A 20,559-nucleotide genomic window follows, 5' to 3' on the forward strand; every position below is an offset into this window, starting at 1 on the left:
CCAAATGGATATTGAATGGTGTGAATGTAGATTTAAGCTTAAGCAGCTTCTGATCCGTTTTTCTCTTGAAGCGCTGTAAGTAAGCGACCCAATTTCGAAATCGGAGCTTGAAGAACAGAGGCAAGCATAGTAAGCGCTTTTTCTTGGTTCGGAAGGTTTGCGATAACACTAACTTCTGCACCTTGATAAAGTTTGCCTTCAAATGCAGCAGCCTTTAATTCAAATGCTTTGTTAGTTTTAGCAAATTCTTCGAACAAGCGTGCAGCTGCACCCATGTCATCTTCAGAAGTTGAGAATGCTAAGATTGTTGGACCAACAAGGTCATCATTCAAGATCGCGAATGGCGTATCTTGAAGTGCACGTTTAGCCAAAGTATTACGTACAACACGTGTAGCAACACCTAGTTTACGAGCTTCAACACGAAGAGCAGTTAATTGCTCAACTGTTAAACCTTGGTAGTCAGCAACAACGGCAGCGAACGCAGTAGAAGCAACTTCAGTTACTTCAGCAACGATCTGTTTTTTGTCTTCGATAAGAAGAGCCATCGTAAAACCTCCTAACGGTGATTTATGTACTCTTGCGAGCACACTCCCAATTCGCAAGCCTTATTCAGACTCACACGCGGAGGAGGAACAAATCACACCACCGCGTCTACTCAGGCTGATAGATTAAGAAAAACATTCGAAAATATTTCTCGCCTGAGGTCTTTGACGCTGATAAATATTCATTTATCAATTCAAAGTTTGCTTAGATTTTCTCAAAGAGAAAACCTAAGGCTTTAAAATTCTTTCTAATTACTTAGATACGTTGCTTACGTCAACGATCAAACCAGGACCCATAGTTGAGCTCAAAGTGATCTTTTTAACGTATACACCTTTAGACGTTGCAGGTTTTAACTTTTTCAAGTCTGCAATTAAAGTTTCAACGTTTTGACGTACAGCTTCTTCGCTAAAGCCAAGTTGGCCGATCGCAGCGTGGATGATACCCGCTTTGTCTACACGGTAACGTGCTTGACCAGATTTAGCATTCTTAACCGCACCAGCAACATCAGGAGTTACTGTACCCACTTTCGGGTTTGGCATTAAGCCACGTGGACCAAGAATTGTACCCAACTTACCAACAACGCGCATTGCATCAGGAGCAGCAATCACTACGTCGAAATCAAGGTTTCCACCTTGAATGCTTTCAGCAAGGTCATCAAAACCAACGATATCAGCACCAGCAGCTTTCGCAGCTTCTGCAGCAGCACCTTGAGCAAATACAGCTACACGTACAGTTTTACCAGTACCTGCAGGTAAAGTCGTCGCGCCACGAACAACCTGATCAGATTTACGTGGGTCTACGCCAAGGTTTACAGCGATATCTAAAGATTCTTTGAACTTCGCAGCTGGAAGGCTGTTAAGAACTTGTACTGCTTCTTCCAAAGTGTAAACTTTGTTTGCTTCTACAGCAGCAGCAATGGCTTTTTGACGTTTAGTTAACTTTGCCATGTCTTATAGCTCCACTTCCAAGCCCATAGAACGTGCAGAACCAGCGATGGTACGAACACGAGCGTCTAAATCAGCACCAGTTAAGTCTGGTTCTTTAGTAGTCGCGATTTCTTCTAACTGAGCACGAGTCAACTTACCAACTTTAGTTTTGTTCGGTACAGAAGAACCCTTTTGAATACCAGCAGCTTTCTTAAGAAGAATAGATGCAGGTGGAGTTTTCATGATGAAAGTGAACGACTTATCGTTGTACACAGTAATCACGACAGGAATTGGCAAACCAACTTCAAGTTTTTGTGTAGCAGCATTGAATTCTTTACAGAATGCCATGATGTTTACACCACGTTGACCTAAAGCAGGACCAATTGGTGGAGATGGATTCGCTTTACCAGCTGGAACTTGCAGCTTGATATAGCCGTCAATCTTCTTAGCCATTGAAAATTACCTCTGGGTACAGACGCCGCTAGGCTCCCCAAAAAATTAAACAACACCGAAGTGTTTGAACAACAATGCCCGATCAGATCGGGCGCTTATCAACCTAGACAGGTTAAATCGTTTTTTCGACTTGGCGAAACTCGAGTTCAACCTGAGTTGGTCGATTAAATACATTAATCGTCAACGTTAAACGTGACTTATCGTATTGAACTTCCTCCACGACTCCTTTAAAGTCAGTGAACGGACCGTCAACAACGAGCAATTCTTCACCTGGTTCAAACATCGTCTTAGGACGTGGTGCTTCACCAGTATTACGTACACGCGCAAGAATCGCATCAGCTTCACGTTGTGAAATAGGTGCCGGCTTTTCTGGTGTACCACCAATAAAACCAAGAACCTTTGGACACTCTTTAACGATGTGCCAAGTATCATCATTCATTTCCATTTCGACTAATACATAGCCTGGAAAGAATTTACGTTCAGACTTACGCTTCTTACCATCCTTCATTTCCACTACTTCTTCAGTAGGAACGAGGACTTCACCAAAGCTATCAGCAACAGTGCTGCGCTGGATTCGGTCATTAAGTGAACGCATCACTTGTTTTTCAAAACCTGAATAGGCATGAATAATATACCAACGTTTCATCGCACTCTTACCCGATAATTAACTTAATAAACCAACCTAACCCGTAATCGAAACACCATAAAACCAATGATGCAACCACTACAACCAAAAGCACCTGCCACGAAGTCGTGATCGTCTCTTGTTTTGTTGGCCAGGTCACTCGACGCAGTTCAATTCGCGCATCTTGCAACAAACGCACAAAGCCTTTGCCTTGATGGGTGGCGTATAATAAACCTAAAGCGACGACGATACAAGCCAAAATTACCCCAACGCGCACCCAAACATCATTTGCTGGCGCCCAATAGGCAGGTAAATGTTGATTTACCAATGCTGAACCGATCAATAAAACGATAGCAATCAACCACAAGACAACATCAAGTGGAGTACCAGCGCTTACAACTTCTGCAGCATTATTTCTTTGAGGGATTGGCGCGTCGCTTAATGCGTCACGCGATTTATCATTCGACATTTTTTTACTCGTCGTAGAATTCGCGACTTATTATATGACAACTCAGCCAGAATTAAGCTTTTTTATAAAAAAAAAGTGGCAGGCCAGGAGGGACTCGAACCCCCAACATTCGGTTTTGGAGACCGACGCTCTACCAATTGAACTACTAGCCTATTATGCAAATCGAAAGCCGAAGCTTCCGATTTGAGTGTAACACAGTATTGGGCTTATGCAGTTACTTTAGCAACAACACCAGCACCTACAGTACGACCACCTTCACGGATCGCAAAACGTAGACCTGGGTCCATTGCGATCGGGTGGATTAACTCTACTGACATTTCTACGTTGTCACCAGGCATTACCATTTCTACGCCATCTTGTAATTTGATCGCGCCAGTTACGTCAGTTGTACGGAAGTAGAACTGTGGACGGTAACCGTTAAGGAATGGAGTGTGACGACCACCTTCTTCTTTAGAAAGTACGTATACTTCTGCATCGAATTTAGTGTGCGGCTTGATTGTACCTGGTTTAGCAAGTACTTGACCACGTTGTACGTCTTCACGCTTAGTACCACGAAGCAAGATACCACAGTTCTCACCTGCACGGCCTTCGTCAAGAAGTTTACGGAACATTTCTACGCCAGTTACAGTTGTTTTAACTGTATCTTTAATACCAACGATCTCGACTTCTTCACCAACTTTAACGATACCAGCTTCTACACGGCCTGTTACTACAGTACCACGACCAGAAATTGAGAATACGTCTTCGATTGGCATCAAGAATGCTTTGTCGATTGCACGTTCTGGTTCTGGAATGTAAGAGTCAAGCGCTTCAACAAGAGCGATAACTGCTGATTCGCCATATTGACCAGCATCACCTTCCAACGCTTTAAGCGCTGAACCACGGATAACTGGAGTGTCATCACCCGGGAAGTCATAAGTAGAAAGAAGTTCACGAACTTCCATTTCTACCAATTCAAGTAATTCTTCGTCATCAACAAGGTCACACTTGTTCAAGAATACAACGATGTAAGGTACACCAACCTGACGTGAAAGAAGGATGTGTTCACGAGTTTGTGGCATTGGACCATCAGTCGCAGCACATACAAGGATCGCGCCGTCCATCTGAGCAGCACCAGTAATCATGTTTTTAACATAATCGGCGTGGCCCGGGCAGTCTACGTGAGCGTAGTGACGGATTGGAGAATCGTATTCTACGTGTGATGTATTAATTGTAATACCACGTGCTTTTTCTTCAGGAGCTGAGTCGATTTGTGAGTAATCTTTCGCTTCACCGCCGTAAGTTTTTGCACAGATCGTTGCAATCGCAGCAGTTAAAGTTGTTTTACCATGGTCAACGTGACCAATTGTACCCACGTTTACGTGTGGTTTGTTACGTTCAAACTTAGCCTTAGCCATTTTGATTTTCCTCGTTTACGTCGACACCAGTTTAGAGAAAAACAACCCTGAAAAACCTTCTTTATCGACATTCGCCTAAAAAACTAGACACCTAATACTTGAAAAGCAGACTATAATAGCCTGCTTCTTTAAAAACTTGTGGAATAACCACTAAACTGTATATCTGGAGCTCTTATCGAGATTTGAACTCGAGACCTCTCCCTTACCAAGGGAGTGCTCTACCACTGAGCTATAAGAGCGACATCTTCGATGGAGCGGGAGACGAGGATCGAACTCGCGACATGCAGCTTGGAAGGCTGCCACTCTACCAACTGAGTTACTCCCGCATGTTGGTACGACATCTATCGAAGTTAGATGGTGGTGAGAGAAGGATTCGAACCTTCGAAACTTTCGTAGCAGAGTTACAGTCTGCCCCCTTTGACCGCTCGGGAATCTCACCATATCACACTTACACAGTGCTGTTCTTTACTTTATACTACCACACTTTTAAGATGGTGCCGGCACACGGATTCGAACTGTGGACCTACTGATTACAAGTCAGTTGCTCTACCAACTGAGCTATGCCGGCTCTTTCTTAGTGTTTCGTACGTTTCGTATCGGAACGGTGTGCAGTTTAGCAAAACTTAGAATCGATGCAAGTGCTTTTTTAAAAAAAACCGTTAAAAACTCATAAAATCAATCCGTTTGACGATAATTCAACCGCTTTGATCACTGCGCGAGCTTTTATTTGGGTTTCATTCCACTCAGATTCAGGATTTGAGTCCGCAACCAGCCCTGCTCCAGCCTGTACATAGACCTTTTTATCGCGAATCACACAGGTTCGAATGGCAATCGACATGTCCATTTCGCCGTGCCAGCCTAAATAACCCACTGCACCGCCAAACACCCCCCGTTTTACCGGTTCAACTTCGTCAATAATTTCCATGGCACGTATTTTGGGTGCACCGGAAAGTGTTCCAGCCGGAAAAGTCGCCTTAAATACATCCAGAGCATCAATATCATCACGTACCTCACCCTGCACATTAGATACAATATGCATGACATGTGAGTAACGTTCGATCACCATACGGTCTGTCACTTGCACTTTACCGATCTTGGATACCCGCCCGACATCATTACGCCCAAGATCAATCAGCATTAAATGTTCGGCAATCTCTTTTTCATCCGCCAGTAAATCTTGTTCCAAGGCCAGATCTTCTTCTTTGGTTTTGCCGCGCGGTCGTGTTCCTGCCAAAGGGCGTACCGTTGCGATACCATTTTCCAGACGGGACAGAATCTCTGGCGATGATCCTACAATATGAAAAGGTTTTTGATCGGTCAGCGTTTGCCCTTGCACCAGGAATAAATAAGGCGATGGATTTAAATGCCGTAACGCACGGTAGACCTGTAAAGCTTCGCCATCAAAGTCAGACACCATACGCTGACCGGGCACCACCTGCATCACATCCCCAGCACGGATGTATTCCTTAACCTTGTCCACAGTTTCCAGAAACTTTTCCTTGCCGGTAATCGATTCAAAATGTGGGGCGGTATGCGGTTTTGCTTGCAGACTCACTGGTGTTGCCAGTAACTGCTCTAGCTGATCCAGCTTGCCTTGTGCTTTGTTATAGGCATCTGGCTCACTGACATCAGCATGATGGATCAGGAACAGCGTATCTTTTAAATTATCAAACACAATCACGGTTTGAGACAGCATCAACCATAAATCAGGTAGAGTCACCGGATCAGCTGCTGGGACATTCTTGAGTTTTGGCTCAATATAACGCACGGCGTCATAGCCTAAATAACCCACCAGGCCACCGGTAAAGCTTGGTAAGTCCGGCAGTTCGGCTTTGCTGGGAACTTTAAACTGACTTTGAAAATCACGAATATATTGAAACGGATCTGCACAATCCTGTTGCGTTACTGTGCCATCTGCTTGCTGGAGGGTTAACACACCGGCATTGCATGAAAAAACGGTAGATTCGCCGAGGCCAATCATGGAATAGCGTGCCCAGTTCTCGCCGCCCTCTACCGACTCAAATAGATAAGCTTGTTTCTGTTCCTTAAAACGTGCAAAAACAGATAACGGGGTTTCAGTATCAGCCAGGCGTTGACGATAAACTGGAATGGTGTTGTAGCCTGCTGCTTTTAATTGTTCAAACTGGATTGCTGTTGTCATGAGTCATCTCTTATGGTTTCGATTTATCTGCGTTTCCCTGTTTTAATACTGCTTTAATCCCGCCATCGAAAAACCATCATCATCCTCATACCTCTTTCCCTATCTGATTTTCTTAAACTAACTCTGCCAGACGATCAACCACTTGCTGTGGCTGGCAGTCATAAATACTTTCCCCATGATTATAGCCATAGCTGACTACAATACAATCAATACCTGCACGCCTTGCAGCTTCAACATCATTGCTTGAATCGCCAATCATCAAGGTTTCAGCCGTGGTTATTCCTGCTTGCTCTACACAATGCAACAGCGGTAACGGATGCGGTTTACGCTCCGCCAAACTGTCCCCACCTACGACCATTTTAAAATAAGGTGCAAGCTCTAAAACGTCCAGAATACCTCGGGCCAGATGTTCTGGCTTATTGGTGACACAGGCCATGGCAATATTATGGGCCTGACAATACTCCAGAAAGGGCAACACACCGTCATATACCTGCGTATCAACACAGAGCTCTTGCGCGTACACCCGCATAAAGGTGCTTAACAGCTGCGCTTGCTGTTGCGCATCGACGTGTCCAAATAAATGGCTCAGTACCGCTTCACATAATTTTGCGGCACCCTTACCCACCCACACTCTCACCTGCGCTTCAGTCACCAGCGGCAGCCCTAGCTTGGTCAGACTCAGATTCATGGCACGATATAGGTCAGCGGCGGAATCCACCAGTGTTCCATCCAGATCAAATAACACCAGATGACGACTTTGCAACTGCGCAACAGACATGAAATTTCACCCTCATAATAAAAAAGGCACACCCAAACGGGCATGCCTTTGATTGTAAAAGCTTCGCCCGATTATTTAAAGAACAGCCAGGCAATCACAGCTAAAATGATCAATACAATAATTGAAATGAGCCCAACCGAAGCATTCTTCTGTTGCTCTTTCTCTTCAGCCACACGTGAAACAGGCTCTTCAAGCGCAACAGGTTGTGGTTCAGGCACAGCCTGTACCTGCACACCTTCAGGAATGGGTGCCGGTTTTGGAATCGCGACCTGTTGTGGCATCCCATCACGTGTGATTGGTGTTTCGGCCGCACGTTCGGCAATGCTCGGCATGCCTTGATCATGCGTGTTTGCTGTCACAGGCTCTGCTTCAATTTCAGGTAATTCTGTTGCTGCCGCTGGCGCAAGTACCGAGAACACAAAGCTGGCAAACTGCAAAATATCACCATCGTGCAATTCAGTTTCCTGCTCGATTCGCGCATCATTAATAAATGTGCCATTGGACGAGTTTAAGTCTTGCACCCAAAGCTGTTGACCTTTGAGTAACAACGCCGCATGACGACGCGAAATATCGGCGGATTGCAACAAAATATCGGCATCCTGATGTCGGCCAACCAACATATCACGCTCAATATTCAGTTCCTGCCCCGTAAATTCACCTGTAATGGCTTGTAATTTCCAAGTCATAGATGCATATCCTTTATCATTTTCCACAATCGTAACATTGTGACATAAGCGTTTCTGTGCAGCTACTGTGAAGACGCTGGGCGAATCGTAGTGGTGGTGACCGTATTTTTACTCCGCTCGGTTTCCTTCACCGGGAGCTGTACGGTTTTCTGCTGCAGCTGAGGCTGCTCAACCGCAACTGGCGTAGTTACCACAACGGTTTTTTGGGCTTGCCTCGCGGTTGGAACTTTTTGATAAGGTGAATTTGCCGCAGGCTGCTGGCTATAAATATCTGCAACATTTTCAGGTAATTTGGCAAAGTTACCATTTTTGTCCATTGAAAGTTGCAAACTATAGAGCTGGTTATAACGCTGCTGAGAAATGCGACGTACATCATCCGAATCACCCACAATGGTCGGATGAATAAACACAAGCAGGTTACGCTTTTCATTACTGCGATTATCCGAACGGAACAGTCGGCCCAAGTACGGAATATCACTTAATATAGGTAAGCCTTGACGTCCTAAAGTCGTGTTGTCTGAGACCAAGCCCCCCAACACAACGGTTTGTCCATGATCTGCCAATACCGAAGTTTTAATTGCACGCTTACTGGTGACCAAATCAGCAGCCTGACCTTTACTATTCTGAACGTTAGAGACTTCTTGCTCAACTTCCAAACGTACAGAACCACCCTCACCAATATGCGGAATTACTTTTAAAGTCACCCCGACATCTTTACGCTCAACAGTGGTATAAGGATTTACTGTACTGTTACCTGTCGTTGCAACCGAACCTGTCACAAACGGGACATTCTGACCAACAACGATATACGCCTCTTCATTATCCATGGTCACGATGGAAGGTGTTGAAAGAAGGTTAGACTTGGTATTTTCTTTAAGTGCCTGAATCAAGGCCCCGTATAGCTGACGAGAGCCATTGCTGCCTTCTTTATACTTACCAAGACCAATGGATGCACCATCACCTAAAGCGCCTGCCGCACCCGCTGCACCACCAGTTAGATATCCAGCTGCAATTTTGGACAAGCCAGAACCTAAATTGGAAAAGTTAATTAACCCTACGCCACTATTCAAATCACCAAGCGCCCATTGCACTCCCAGTTGATCTGCATCGGTCCCAACCACCTCAATAATCGCAGCCTCAATCATGACTTGCTGACGGCGCGTATCCAGTTGCTGAACCGCGGCATCAATTTCACGCATCAATTGCGGTTCAGCCTTCACCACCAAAGCATTTTGTGCAGGATCGGCAATAATACTGACCCCACCCTGATTGAAACTGGTAATGCCCGCATTTTGACTATTGCTTGAATTACTATTTAAATTAATCGAAGGTGTGGAAACAGAAGATGAAGAACCCATTGATGAACCTGAATTCTGACTACTTGAAACCAGGTTATTAATCGAATTTGAACTACTGTTGCTATTTGACGAAGAAGATGATGATGAAACCGACTGCCCTGTGACCAGACCTTGTAAAATCTCGGCCAGATTTTTAGCACTGGCATATTTCAGGCGGAAAACTTTTAAGCCACCCAAACGAGCCGCCGACGGCACATCCAGCATTTCAATCATTTGACGCAAACGCTTGCGCGAGTCCGGATCACCCTTGATTAAGATACGATTGGTCCGGTTATCTGCAACCACACGGACACGCGATCCAATGAAGTCCTTGGATGCACCTGTGGCACTCATGGTCTCCAGCAAACCAATAATTTCTTCGGCCTGACTGGATTGCAGACTAATTGCCTCAATGTCGTTTTGCCCAGTTCCATCCAGATTACGCACGATATTTTCAAGCTGGTAAATATTGGTGGCACGGTCCGAAACAATTAAGGCATTGGTTCCAGCCACCGCAGCAAGATGCGCGAACTGTGGCATTAATGGACGTAATGCCGGGATCAGGTCATTCGGATTGGTATTTTGTAGCCAGATCACACGCGTGACAATCTGGTCACCGCCAGCACGACTTCGGGCATCATAAGGAATACCCGAATTCTTGGCATTACTGTCTGGTACCAGTTTTACCGTATTGCCAGAAGGTAGTGCCACCACACCATTGACGTTGAGGACGCCCAGAAATAGGTCATAAACCTCATCTTTATTCAGCGGTTTATTGGAAATAACCGTAACATTGCCACGTACACGTGGGTCAACCGCAAAGTTCTTCCCTGTAATATCAGCAACTTCGTTAATAAATGCAGTTAAGTCCGCATCACGTAGATTGATCTTCCATGTTTGTGCTTGCACATGGGTACTGACTGTCGCAATTAAAGGCGCTGCAGCAAGTAATGCCCAAAGTGGACGTTGATGATTCAAGAAAGCCATAACCTGCACTTATTCCTAACTGATGTGTGACGTGTGATCACTAAAAACTTTGTTGTATGGTCATCACCTGATCACCACGTTTTATTTCTATTTTGGCATGCCCTTCACGACGTACTTGCTCTAATAATTGTACTTCGTTGAGCCCCTGCCCGACGCTTTGGCCATTGATCGACAGAATACGATCACCCGAACGCAAACCTAAGTTATTTTTTAAGCTCGAGGGCGTCTTATCCGAAATTTCATAGCCTTCCCCTCCACTACTGACGCCCATATTTTTCAGATATTGTTCCCGGTTATCCTGCATTTGCTGGATAGCCTGCCCTAAAGCAGACTGGGGCGAATTCTGAGCAGGCGCAGGAGCTGCTGCTGGAGGGACGCTTGTTCCATTATTTAAAACAGGCGCAGCCGGTTGATATAAACCATTGTCCAGTCCCTTAAATTTGACTTCACGTGTTGCACCATTACCTTGACGCAAGATTACGTGATCCCAATACACTTCGGCCAGCTGATAGGAGCTAGAACCAACGGTCTCGCCTACCCGATAACGTTCAGCAGTATCATTCATTTTAATGACCGCAGAAGACAAGTAATTTGGTTGACCGAGCAATACACCCTGTAACTCCAGATTGATATTGTCATCGGCCGAAGCTGCTGCAGGTTCATTAAATAAGGCAAATGAACTGATATTGGGAACCTGGGCTTGCTGCGAACCCAGTTCAACCCGGTCAAACTGCATCGGTTGTGGCGGTGCAACCACCCACCAGAATAAGGAAGCCAGTTTCCAGCATAACCATAAAATCAGTAAAGCCAGAATCAGGCCACTTAACTTATCCAGCTTCTGCCAACGCAATTGTTGCATTTTTTCAGTGATTGCTTTCATCAAAAACCACCCTGCAACAACGGCTGACGTGAACTGATCACATAGGTATCCAGGCCGGCTTTACCTTGATAGGATGGAATATTCAACAACATGCGTTGCGTCAGCTGTACATCCAGCATCAGGTTGGCATCTAAGCTGAGATTCCCCATTTTCTGGCTACGCTGATCACGGATATCAATCTGGAGTTGGCCGTTTTCATCTTTTATCTCAGCCACCAAGGAAGGCATATTCATACGGTCCTGACGCTGACCAAAGGTATAACTCAAGGCGCCGCCGCCCCAATTCAACTGACCTTCTGCTGCGCTAAAACCTTTTTCTTTTTGATAGTTAAATTGCACGTCTTTCAATTGAATAGAATTTTCAGGCCATTGCCAGTTTGCAAAATACTTTAATGTTTCTGGCGAAATCGCACCCTGCAAATCCTTGATCATGATTTTTTGTCCTAAACCATAACCAAATACTCCATTGAATTGCGTGTTACCGCTATGGATATCAAGATTTGCCCCTAAACGTAACAATAACAAATCTAAAGGACGGGTTTTCCAATGCACCGAGCCGCGTAGCTGGCCACGTTGCCAATCGGCTTGCCCCTGCCAGATATTGCCGCTGACATTATGTAATATTTGATTATCTTTTGAGAATTTTGCAATTAACCATGTCGCTGGAATTTGTAAAATAATAAAAATTAAAAATGCAAAAATGGCGAAAAGCCACCATCTCCATTGCTTGGTTTTTTTCTTCATTCAACCCTTACCAACATGCAAAATATCATCCTTTTCGAGACACTCGCCCCTGAATGACATTATGCATACTTTTTCAACATCGCCAATTCTCTCATATAAAAAAACCAAGCTTTTTAAGCCTGGCTTTTGATTCAGGATAAAGCCATCGTATGACAAAACGATGACTTTAAAACTTGCTTAGATTAAGAAATCTTCAAGTTTTGCACCTTTTTCCAACTCGGCAACTAACCAGCGTGGCTGTTTACCACGACCTGTCCAAGTTTCCTCAGTATTGTTTTTGTTGCGGTAGCGTGGCTCTACAGCTTTACGCGTCGTTTTCTTACGCTTTTGCTCACCTACTTCTAATAACTCTTCAACGCTAAAACCAATTGCTTCAGCAATAGCAACAATTTGATTATAAGCATCTTCAATTGCCTGATCTTTTTTGCTGGCAATTAAAGCTTCAGCTTCAGCCTGTAAACGCTTTAAATCTTCTACCGATAATTCGCTAATATCTGGTTTCATTCGAACCACTCCAACTTAATAAGAAAAAAATATCACTCAAAAATAAAAATGAATTTAGAATTCTATTCAATATTAATTTATAAGTGATTAAATAATCAATATGAGAATAGCTCACTTAATCGTACATCAACAATAAAATGGTATTTTATTTACAATAAAACAAAAAAAGGGAGAATTTAGATATCTAAACAGATTTTAAAAATTAAATAAACAACCTTAACCAACACCAGTTATATTAACGTATTCTTAAATTTCACTAAAAAATTTCTTATTTTTTGATTTAGTTCATGGTGCTTTATTGTGCCTGTTTTGCCGGCCACTCAAAAGCACCACATTATGAAATTTGTTATATATTCAAATAAAATAGACATAATTGTCTTTATGATGACGGGCCTAATATTAATTGATGCCCGACATTTTCTTCAAGCTGAATAATTTTCTGCCGAATTGAATCCGGGATATTACGTTTGTTGGATGTTACCTTATCTACACAAACCATAACCGCCTCACCGGTGGCAATCATTTGATTCTGGGATTCACTCCATAATACATAATGCATACGAAATGCACTATTTCTTAACTCTTCAATACGCGCACCAATATGCAGCACATCGGGATAAAATACCGGCCGTAAATATTTACACTGACTCGAGGCAACCACTGTCAATATCTCCTGATCGAAGATATTTAATGCCATTAAATAGGCAATACGGGCACTTTCCATATAGCGATAATATTGTACATTATTGACATGCCCAAACGCATCCATATCGCCCCAAGCCACGGATTGCTGATGAATAACCGGATAGACAGACAGTTCTTTCATATTTACACTCATATCTTAAAATTAAGAAAATTCACATCATTTTCAAATATTAAATTTAACTGTTTGATTAAGTCCTGATTATCACTCAAGGTCGACTTAATTCTTAAATAACTCATTAATATATTATCAGGATATAAAGTTAATAACTGCTCTGCCTCTGCCTGACGTTGGGTCGCCATATAAATATGCCACTTTGCAAAAGCCAGCATAGGCACACTGGTATAACGCTGTTCCAGCTGAATAATGCGCTGCTCAACATAAGCATAATCCGGAATCTGCTTGAGTAACTGTTGCTGAAACCACAAATAAAACACTTCCGGGTCGAACTGATCTTGCAATAAATGTAAGGCCAGCTCTTCATGCTGCACGCTCATCTCAGGCATTCTGGCCAATAGTTTCAACCACAGCACCTTGCTGCTATAGGGACGGGTTTCAATCTCATCCTGCAACACCAGATAGCGCTGCTGTAATGCACCAAGGTCATCAACCGATGCCTGATCAAAATGAATTAATAATTGCTGCAACCATAAATCACGATGTTCCGCATCTAACAACCCATATTGCGTGGTTTGCAAAAATAACCAGGGTTGTTGGAGTGCCAGTTTGCCCCATAGTGCAGTAATACGCTGCTGGTAAGCGGTTTCGATTTCAACCAGCCACGGAGAAAGCTGATGTTGCACCAGAAACTCTAAATGGGTTAACGCTTTTTCGGTTTCTTTTTGCTCAAGAAAAATATCTATGCGTTGTAATTCAGCCAATTCAAAAGCCATCGGGGCTGATTTATCCAGACTCTGCAATGCCGCAACATAATCACCATTTTGATAATCAAATTGCGCATCAATAATATTGCTGAGCAGGCCCGACTGGGCAAATACCCGCTCTATAAAAACCTGCTGGTCTTTTGAGGCTTCGAGCAACCAGACAATACCGAGTTGCTCATAAGGATGTAATTGCTTGAAGTGCAGAATCGTTTCTTTTTTTCTTTGTTCCCGGGTGAAATAACGTTTAGCCAATAACCAGCATAATTGCAAGATCAGGCTAATCACAATAAACAGTGCAATTAAGCCCCACACACTACTCTGGAACTGCCATTCTCGCCAGTAGATATACGCATAGCCATTTCCATAGCCATAACTCAATACAGAAAATAATGCGAACAACACCAGCGCCGAGAGAAAATAAATCAACATTAATTGCTTCATGACAGATTATCCCAACAAGCCTAAGCTGGTTAATTTCGGTGTAGGGACGGCTTGTTGGTTCAAGATTTTCTCTAAGCGCAGTTTCATTTGCTGGCTATTTTGATCCGGTAACCCGGCAAGTAACCGGATCACTTCCTGAACCGATTTCTGATATTCAGTCAATTGACCTTCATGCAAGGCTTGAGATGCCAGCAATAGCCGTAACTGTGCTTCTTTTAAGGTAATATTACGACCCATTAAATCTGGCGATGAACGTTGCACTTTTTCCAGTTTAAACCAGTGCCACCATGTTGCACTTTCACCTTTTTCAATTGATAGTTTCGGATCTTGCAGGTTTTGCGCGATCTTTTGATCCAGTTGCTGCAATAGCTGATCAAGCTGCTGCTGTTGCTGGGTTTGGCTTAATACAAATTGCTGGATGGCCTGTTTATCCTGCTCTATCGATTTAATCAGGCTATCTTGTAAAGCTGGTGAGACTGCGTATTGCAATACATGCTGCTGGACCTGATTCAGTTGTTCCAGTGCATAAATAAACTGTTGCTGATCCAGTGCAAACTGCACCAGTTGCATTTGCTGCTTAATCAGGATAATCGGTGAGATACCCTCAACTGTCATCGGAATTGAACTATTATCTGTAGGCTCAACCACACGATTATTCTGCAACTGACGCTGGACCGCGACAAATTGATCATTCAATAATGCATAACGCTGTTCAGTCTGGCTAAGCTGCTGTTGAAGCTGGGGAACCGTTTGAGAATATTGTGCAACATCGTAACTGAGTTTAGCCAACCACAATAAACTCAGCCCTAATATTAAATAACCAATTTTTCTCATACATGTCCTTGCCAGTCTCTCATGCGTTGAATGATCTCTGATGCAGATAAATTTTCAAGCTGAATAATGTTAAATGCTTTGTTTGTCTGTGTTCTGGTGTTTTCTAATAATTGTGCCAGCCGTTGCCCCAACACCAGATAAATCCATGTTCGGGGCTGCTGCACCTGCTCACAGATCTGCTGCCAGTAATTCCAGCTTGCCTCACTAGTGATCAGCACAGCAACCGCTTGTTGAGGCGTTATTTTCTTTATCATCTCAGGGAAGATCTGAAAACTTTGTTGCGGACATTGACGGCGATAAAGGACAAAATTGAGTACTTCAATCCCCTGCTGCTGCAATTGCTGCATCATGAATTGTCGTCCGCCTAGCCCCCGCCAGAACGCAATTTTCTTTAAATTTTTCTGCTGTTTTAAAATAGGTAAATCCAGCATGCCTTCCGAGTTTTCGACCTGAGGCACATCACTATGAATATTGAATCGGGCCAGTGCCTGCGCAGTGGTTTGCCCGACTGCAATCCAGCGGATATGTTGCAGCTTCTCCAGCGCGATCCCGGCATGCTGCAAATAGTGCATCCCCACCTCAACCGCAGTGGGACTGACCACAACAATCACCTGCACCTGATCAAGCTGCTGATAGAGCTGCTGCAAGCCTTGCGAAAAAGGCTCTGGCACCAGTTCAAGTAATGGCAAGCCCACAACCTGATAACCAGCCTCGGACAATGCCTGTGTTAGAGCACCCGCACGGTCTTCAGGACGGGTGTTGATCAACAGCATTAATACAACGCTTTTAGCAACTCACCCGCACCTTGCGCCAATAAGCGTTGTGCCAGTTGCTCACCCAGTTGCTCAGCCTCGGCTGGCGCACCAACCAGTTGTTCTTTTAATAAAGTATGTCCATCGACACTACCCACTCGCCCTTCAATCTGAAGCTGATCATTGGCCAAAGTGGCATAGCCTGCAATCGGAACCTGACAGCCACCCTCAAGATAAGCATTAAAGGCACGTTCTGCGCGGACACAAATCGAGGTTTCTTCATGTTGTAATGGCTGAATCAGTTTTAACAATGTGTCATCATTGGCACGGCATTCCAATCCCAGCGCACCTTGTCCAACTGCTGGCAAACTCAGTACGGGTGCCAGACAATGACGGATACGATCCGACAGACCTAAACGTTTCAGACCCGCACTCGCCAAGATAATGGCATCATATAATCCGTCATCCAGCTTGGATAAACGGGTACCGACATTGCCACGTAGATCAATAATTTCCAGATCGGGGCGTTGCTGTAAAATCTGGCATTTACGGCGCAGGCTCGAAGTACCGACTTTTGCCCCTTGCGGCAATTCATCAAAATGCTGGTATTGATTCGAAACAAATGCATCCAGTGGATCTTCACGCTCACAGATCACCGCCAAGGTTAAGCCTTCAGGCAAATGCATCGGCACATCTTTCATGGAATGGACCGCTAAATCTGCACGACCATCCAGTAATGCCGCTTCGAGCTCTTTCACAAACAAACCTTTACCACCGATTTTTGCCAGTGGGGTATCCAGAATCTTGTCACCCTGCGTCACAAACTTGACCAGCTCAACCGTTAAATCTGGATAAAGTGCATTTAAACGAGAACGGATATGCTCGGCCTGCCAAAGTGCAAGCGGGCTTTGTCGGGTCGCAATTTTTAAGGTTTTCATAAATTCAAATGAAGTATTGATCAAAGCAATTGCTCCCAACTTAACTTGATCACCCGAAATTGCAAGTAAAAAATCATAAAGTGAGCATTGATTCAGCTGAAAAGCCGCATTTACAATTGATGCATACACTCTCTTAAACTTGGCAAATGACGGCGGCTCACCGATAAACGCTCATCCAGTTCACGCAAGCGCACCTGATATTGGCCTGCTGCGACCAGTTCCAACCCTTCCAGATAATCCAGTGAGACCAGCGCATTACGATGAATACGGATAAAACGGTCGGCAAACTCCAGTTCCAGATCTTTCAGTGTTTCATCAATCAGTACGCTGCCATTTTTATGACGCACCGTGACATATTTTTGATCCGCTAAAAAATAATACACATTTTCCAAGGGAATCAGTTCCACCCCGCGATAAGTCTTCGCAGCAATCTGTTGGCGTTGGGTTTTGGTATCGTACATATCATCTTGTTGTTGTAAGCCAGTCATTTGTGCTTGTGTAAGTTGGGTTAAATGATTAAATACCTGCTGTAGATCTTGTTGTGCAACAGGTTTAAGTAAATAGCCTTGTGCTTGAAATTTAAATGCTTCCAATGCATGTTGATCGTATGCTGTACAGAAAATAATGGCCGGACGAGGATTAAGCTGGCTGAGCTGTTCGGCACACTCCAGACCATTCATCCCGGGCATTTGAATATCCAGTAAAACAACATCCGGTGAGTCATTTTCAATATGATTTAACACATCCTGTCCATGATGCGCTGTCGCAATGACTTCATGTCCCATTTGAGTGACCAAACGTGACAAACGCTCTACAGCAAGAGGCTCATCATCAGCAATCAGAACTCTCATCCTATTCTCCTTGTCAGCGTTAACTTCATATCCATCATTTTTATGGTTAACTCGACTTATTATTTTACTTGATCGTGGTAATTCACCACCGTCGTATACAACGACGTTCCCCCGTAAATCTGAAACTTGACCGATTGCCCATAATAAGCTTTCAGGCGCTGCTTCACATTTTCAATCGCAATACCATTTCCTTTTCTCGATTTTATTGTATCGTGAGAATAAGGGTTAGTAATGACTATACTGACTTGATTTTGCAATATTTCAACCAATACGCTGATGGTTGATGGCTGCAAAACTTTTTCTACCCCATGAAAAATACTATTCTCCAGCAAAGGTTGCAACGTTAATAACGGAATCGTTGTCCGTTTTAATTCAACAGCTGTGGCCTGTATGTTCCATTCTACATTCAAACGCTCGCCCAAACGCATCTTTTCAATACTTAAATAGTGCTGACATAAGTCAATTTCTTCCGCCAGACTCACCAGCTTCAGTTCCTGAAAACTGGCCCTGAATAAGCGGGATAAATTAATCAGCATATTCTCAGCCTTGTCAGGATCAATCGCGATCAGGCTCACCACACTATTCAGACTGTTAAATAAAAAATGTGGATGAATTCGTGCCTGCATGGCCTGAATACGGGCATTTAATTCACTATATTGCTGATTCATCCATTGTTCGCGCATGTAGAGATAGCGCATACAGAACGCGCCCAGCAACACCCCATAACCGAGGTGCAGGCTGGTTCCGTGCAATAGAATCTCTTCCGAGAATGGCCCGGAACGTGTGGCCCAATATTGCAGAACATTCACAACACAGGTGGTCACCAGCACAATCAGTTGTAAGAGAATAAAGCCCAATACCAGAGCGACTTTCTGGCTAAATCTGGCAAAAAAATCCTGAAAATAATCCACCAGTGCCGAAAAAGATAAAATTACCCAGTTAATAAAAAACATATATTGCAGGACACGAATGCCCTCTAAAGCCTGCCATGACCGAGCCTCAGCCAGCGCTAGCACCATGGCCAGCACATTGCTGGCAACAATTAATTCCAATAAGTGTTGCCATTGCCCGATTTTCGTAAAAAAATAGGAGCCTGATGGATTTCCCCCCTGACGAGTTTGCGATAACTTCTTACGTCGAGTTTCGGCAACTGCGTTTGGATTTGCTATACTCTTTTTTATTTTACTGAGCCGCCATGACCACATCTTCTCAATCCTCTTCTTCAGCCAGCCCGAATCAAACCTCTGGAATGTGGGGCGGCCGCTTCTCTGAAGCAACTGATGCTTTTGTTGCAGAATTTACCGCATCTGTGCAATTTGACCAACGTTTTTATAAACAAGATATCGCCGGTTCAATTGCGCATGCCACCATGCTTGCGAAAGTAGGTGTACTGACTGAAGCTGAACGTGACGACATTATCCAAGGTTTAAGCACCATTAAGGCTGAAATTGAAGCGGGTAACTTTGAATGGCGTATTGATTTAGAAGATGTACACATGAATATTGAGTCTCGTTTGACTCAACGTATCGGCATTACCGGTAAAAAACTCCATACCGGCCGTAGCCGTAATGATCAGGTTGCAACTGACATCCGTCTCTATTTACGTGATGAAATCGATGACATCTTGGGCTTGTTACTTCGTTTACAAAAAGGCCTGCTCAGCTTGGCAAGCAAAAATACCAATACGATTATGCCGGGCTTTACCCATCTGCAAACCGCACAGCCAGTGACCTTTGGTCATCATTTACTGGCGTGGTTTGAAATGTTGGTGCGTGATACCGAGCGCCTGCAAGACTGCCGTAAACGCGTCAACCGTATGCCTCTCGGTTCTGCAGCATTGGCAGGGACCACCTACCCGATCGACCGTGCTTATACAGCTGAACTCTTAGGTTTCGAAGCGGTTTCAGAAAACTCTTTAGATGCGGTTTCTGATCGTGACTTTGCCATTGAATTTAATGCGGCGGCATCGTTAATCATGATGCACTTGTCACGTATGTCAGAAGAACTGATTTTATGGACTTCAGCACAATTCAAGTTTGTGAATATTCCTGACCGCTTCTGCACAGGCTCTTCCATCATGCCGCAGAAGAAGAATCCAGATGTGCCTGAACTGGTACGTGGTAAATCAGGTCGTGTATTTGGTGACTTGATCAGCCTGTTGACCCTGATGAAAGGTCAACCATTGGCATATAACAAAGACAACCAAGAAGATAAAGAACCACTATTTGATGCGATTGATACCGTGCGCGGTTCACTCATGGCTTTCGCAGACATGGTTCCAGCGCTTGTTCCAAATATCGAAATTATGCGCGAAGCAGCACTTCGTGGCTTCTCTACCGCAACCGATCTTGCCGACTACCTTGTGAAAAAAGGCGTAGCATTCCGTGATGCCCATGAAATTGTCGGTAAAGCGGTGGCTTTAGGTGTTGCAGAAGAAAAAGATTTATCAGAATTGACATTGCAACAGTTACAACAATTCTCTGATTTGATCACCGCAGATGTATTTGATAAAGCATTGACTTTAGAAGCTTCTGTGAATGCCCGTGACCATATTGGTGGAACTTCGCCGAAACAGGTTGAAGCTGCGATTGCGCGTGCGCACACTCGCCTAGAACAGTTATATTAATCTCCCTATATCCCTCTTTTACAAAGAGGGACTTTCACTGG

General features: G+C 44.1%; 21 protein-coding genes and 5 tRNA genes. 1 reads left to right on the forward strand and 25 read right to left on the reverse strand.

Annotated features, from left to right (window positions below; genetic code table 11):
• Positions 1-38 precede the first annotated feature (38 nt).
• From rplJ to MSG93_RS11025, 25 genes are all read right to left on the reverse strand, one after another.
• Positions 39-545, reverse strand: coding sequence for a 50S ribosomal protein L10 (rplJ, locus tag MSG93_RS10905; protein WP_005278447.1), 507 nt, complete (start codon positions 543-545; stop codon positions 39-41).
• A gap of 249 nt (positions 546-794) precedes the next feature.
• Positions 795-1,490, reverse strand: coding sequence for a 50S ribosomal protein L1 (gene rplA, locus MSG93_RS10910; protein ID WP_005226393.1), 696 nt, complete (start codon positions 1,488-1,490; stop codon positions 795-797).
• A gap of 3 nt (positions 1,491-1,493) precedes the next feature.
• Positions 1,494-1,922, reverse strand: coding sequence for a 50S ribosomal protein L11 (gene rplK / locus MSG93_RS10915; RefSeq protein ID WP_004637639.1), 429 nt, complete (start codon positions 1,920-1,922; stop codon positions 1,494-1,496).
• Between the two features lie 112 nt (positions 1,923-2,034).
• Positions 2,035-2,568, reverse strand: a complete 534-nt coding sequence (nusG, locus tag MSG93_RS10920; protein ID WP_004774016.1) for a transcription termination/antitermination protein NusG — start codon at positions 2,566-2,568, stop codon at positions 2,035-2,037.
• Positions 2,569-2,575: 7 nt separating this feature from the next.
• Positions 2,576-3,016 carry a preprotein translocase subunit SecE gene (secE, locus tag MSG93_RS10925; RefSeq protein ID WP_005226391.1) on the reverse strand — a complete coding sequence of 147 codons (441 nt, stop codon included), beginning with the start codon at positions 3,014-3,016 and terminating at the stop codon, positions 2,576-2,578.
• A 76-nt stretch (positions 3,017-3,092) separates the two neighbouring features.
• A tRNA-Trp gene (locus tag MSG93_RS10930) sits at positions 3,093-3,168 on the reverse strand.
• Positions 3,169-3,222: 54 nt separating this feature from the next.
• The gene (gene tuf, locus MSG93_RS10935; RefSeq protein WP_005226388.1) at positions 3,223-4,413 is read right to left on the reverse strand and encodes an elongation factor Tu; all 1,191 of its coding nucleotides are present in this window, start codon (positions 4,411-4,413) and stop codon (positions 3,223-3,225) included.
• Positions 4,414-4,577: 164 nt separating this feature from the next.
• Positions 4,578-4,652: transfer RNA gene (locus MSG93_RS10940), tRNA-Thr, on the reverse strand.
• 11 nt (positions 4,653-4,663) lie between these two features.
• A tRNA-Gly gene (locus MSG93_RS10945) sits at positions 4,664-4,739 on the reverse strand.
• 29 nt (positions 4,740-4,768) lie between these two features.
• Positions 4,769-4,852, reverse strand: a tRNA-Tyr gene (locus MSG93_RS10950).
• 53 nt (positions 4,853-4,905) lie between these two features.
• Positions 4,906-4,981 (reverse strand) — tRNA-Thr (locus MSG93_RS10955).
• 99 nt (positions 4,982-5,080) lie between these two features.
• A complete protein-coding gene (gene trpE, locus MSG93_RS10960; RefSeq protein ID WP_324621844.1) occupies positions 5,081-6,574 on the reverse strand; it encodes an anthranilate synthase component I in 1,494 nt (497 codons plus the stop codon).
• 112 nt (positions 6,575-6,686) lie between these two features.
• Positions 6,687-7,352, reverse strand: coding sequence for a phosphoglycolate phosphatase (locus MSG93_RS10965; RefSeq protein ID WP_324621845.1), 666 nt, complete (start codon positions 7,350-7,352; stop codon positions 6,687-6,689).
• Between the two features lie 71 nt (positions 7,353-7,423).
• Positions 7,424-8,038 (reverse strand): FHA domain-containing protein, encoded by a 615-nt coding sequence (locus MSG93_RS10970; RefSeq protein WP_324621846.1) that lies wholly within the window; start codon positions 8,036-8,038, stop codon positions 7,424-7,426.
• A gap of 62 nt (positions 8,039-8,100) precedes the next feature.
• On the reverse strand, positions 8,101-10,362 hold the full coding sequence (gene gspD, locus MSG93_RS10975; protein ID WP_324621847.1) for a type II secretion system secretin GspD: 2,262 nt from the start codon (positions 10,360-10,362) through the stop codon (positions 8,101-8,103).
• A gap of 40 nt (positions 10,363-10,402) precedes the next feature.
• Positions 10,403-11,242 carry a type II secretion system protein N gene (locus tag MSG93_RS10980; protein ID WP_324621848.1) on the reverse strand — a complete coding sequence of 280 codons (840 nt, stop codon included), beginning with the start codon at positions 11,240-11,242 and terminating at the stop codon, positions 10,403-10,405.
• Complete coding sequence (gene gspN / locus MSG93_RS10985) at positions 11,242-11,985, reverse strand: type II secretion system protein N (protein WP_005226377.1); 744 nt, start codon at positions 11,983-11,985, stop codon at positions 11,242-11,244. The genes MSG93_RS10980 and gspN overlap by 1 nt, the downstream gene beginning before the upstream one ends.
• A gap of 177 nt (positions 11,986-12,162) precedes the next feature.
• Positions 12,163-12,489, reverse strand: a complete 327-nt coding sequence (locus MSG93_RS10990; protein WP_005280991.1) for an H-NS family nucleoid-associated regulatory protein — start codon at positions 12,487-12,489, stop codon at positions 12,163-12,165.
• 379 nt (positions 12,490-12,868) lie between these two features.
• The gene (locus tag MSG93_RS10995; RefSeq protein ID WP_005226373.1) at positions 12,869-13,315 is read right to left on the reverse strand and encodes an acyl-CoA thioesterase; all 447 of its coding nucleotides are present in this window, start codon (positions 13,313-13,315) and stop codon (positions 12,869-12,871) included.
• An 8-nt stretch (positions 13,316-13,323) separates the two neighbouring features.
• Positions 13,324-14,517, reverse strand: a complete 1,194-nt coding sequence (locus tag MSG93_RS11000) for a heme biosynthesis protein HemY (protein ID WP_324621851.1) — start codon at positions 14,515-14,517, stop codon at positions 13,324-13,326.
• A gap of 6 nt (positions 14,518-14,523) precedes the next feature.
• Positions 14,524-15,351, reverse strand: coding sequence for a hypothetical protein (locus tag MSG93_RS11005; protein ID WP_324621852.1), 828 nt, complete (start codon positions 15,349-15,351; stop codon positions 14,524-14,526).
• Positions 15,348-16,124 carry a uroporphyrinogen-III synthase gene (locus MSG93_RS11010; RefSeq protein WP_324621853.1) on the reverse strand — a complete coding sequence of 259 codons (777 nt, stop codon included), beginning with the start codon at positions 16,122-16,124 and terminating at the stop codon, positions 15,348-15,350. Before MSG93_RS11010 ends, MSG93_RS11005 begins: the two co-directional genes overlap by 4 nt.
• Positions 16,124-17,041: a hydroxymethylbilane synthase gene (gene hemC / locus MSG93_RS11015; RefSeq protein WP_262755701.1), complete on the reverse strand. Its 918-nt coding sequence runs from the start codon at positions 17,039-17,041 to the stop codon at positions 16,124-16,126. The genes MSG93_RS11010 and hemC overlap by 1 nt, the downstream gene beginning before the upstream one ends.
• A 110-nt stretch (positions 17,042-17,151) precedes the next feature.
• A complete protein-coding gene (locus MSG93_RS11020; RefSeq protein WP_004773988.1) occupies positions 17,152-17,892 on the reverse strand; it encodes a LytR/AlgR family response regulator transcription factor in 741 nt (246 codons plus the stop codon).
• A gap of 59 nt (positions 17,893-17,951) precedes the next feature.
• Complete coding sequence (locus MSG93_RS11025; protein ID WP_324621854.1) at positions 17,952-19,097, reverse strand: sensor histidine kinase; 1,146 nt, start codon at positions 19,095-19,097, stop codon at positions 17,952-17,954.
• Between MSG93_RS11025 and argH the strand changes: the two genes are divergently transcribed.
• On the forward strand, positions 19,088-20,518 hold the full coding sequence (gene argH / locus MSG93_RS11030) for an argininosuccinate lyase (RefSeq protein ID WP_009508382.1): 1,431 nt from the start codon (positions 19,088-19,090) through the stop codon (positions 20,516-20,518). The genes MSG93_RS11025 and argH overlap by 10 nt on opposite strands.
• Positions 20,519-20,559 lie beyond the last annotated feature (41 nt).

Origin of the sequence: Acinetobacter sp. IK40, from assembly GCF_035615075.1 — a bacterium.
Lineage (GTDB): Bacteria > Pseudomonadota > Gammaproteobacteria > Pseudomonadales > Moraxellaceae > Acinetobacter > Acinetobacter courvalinii.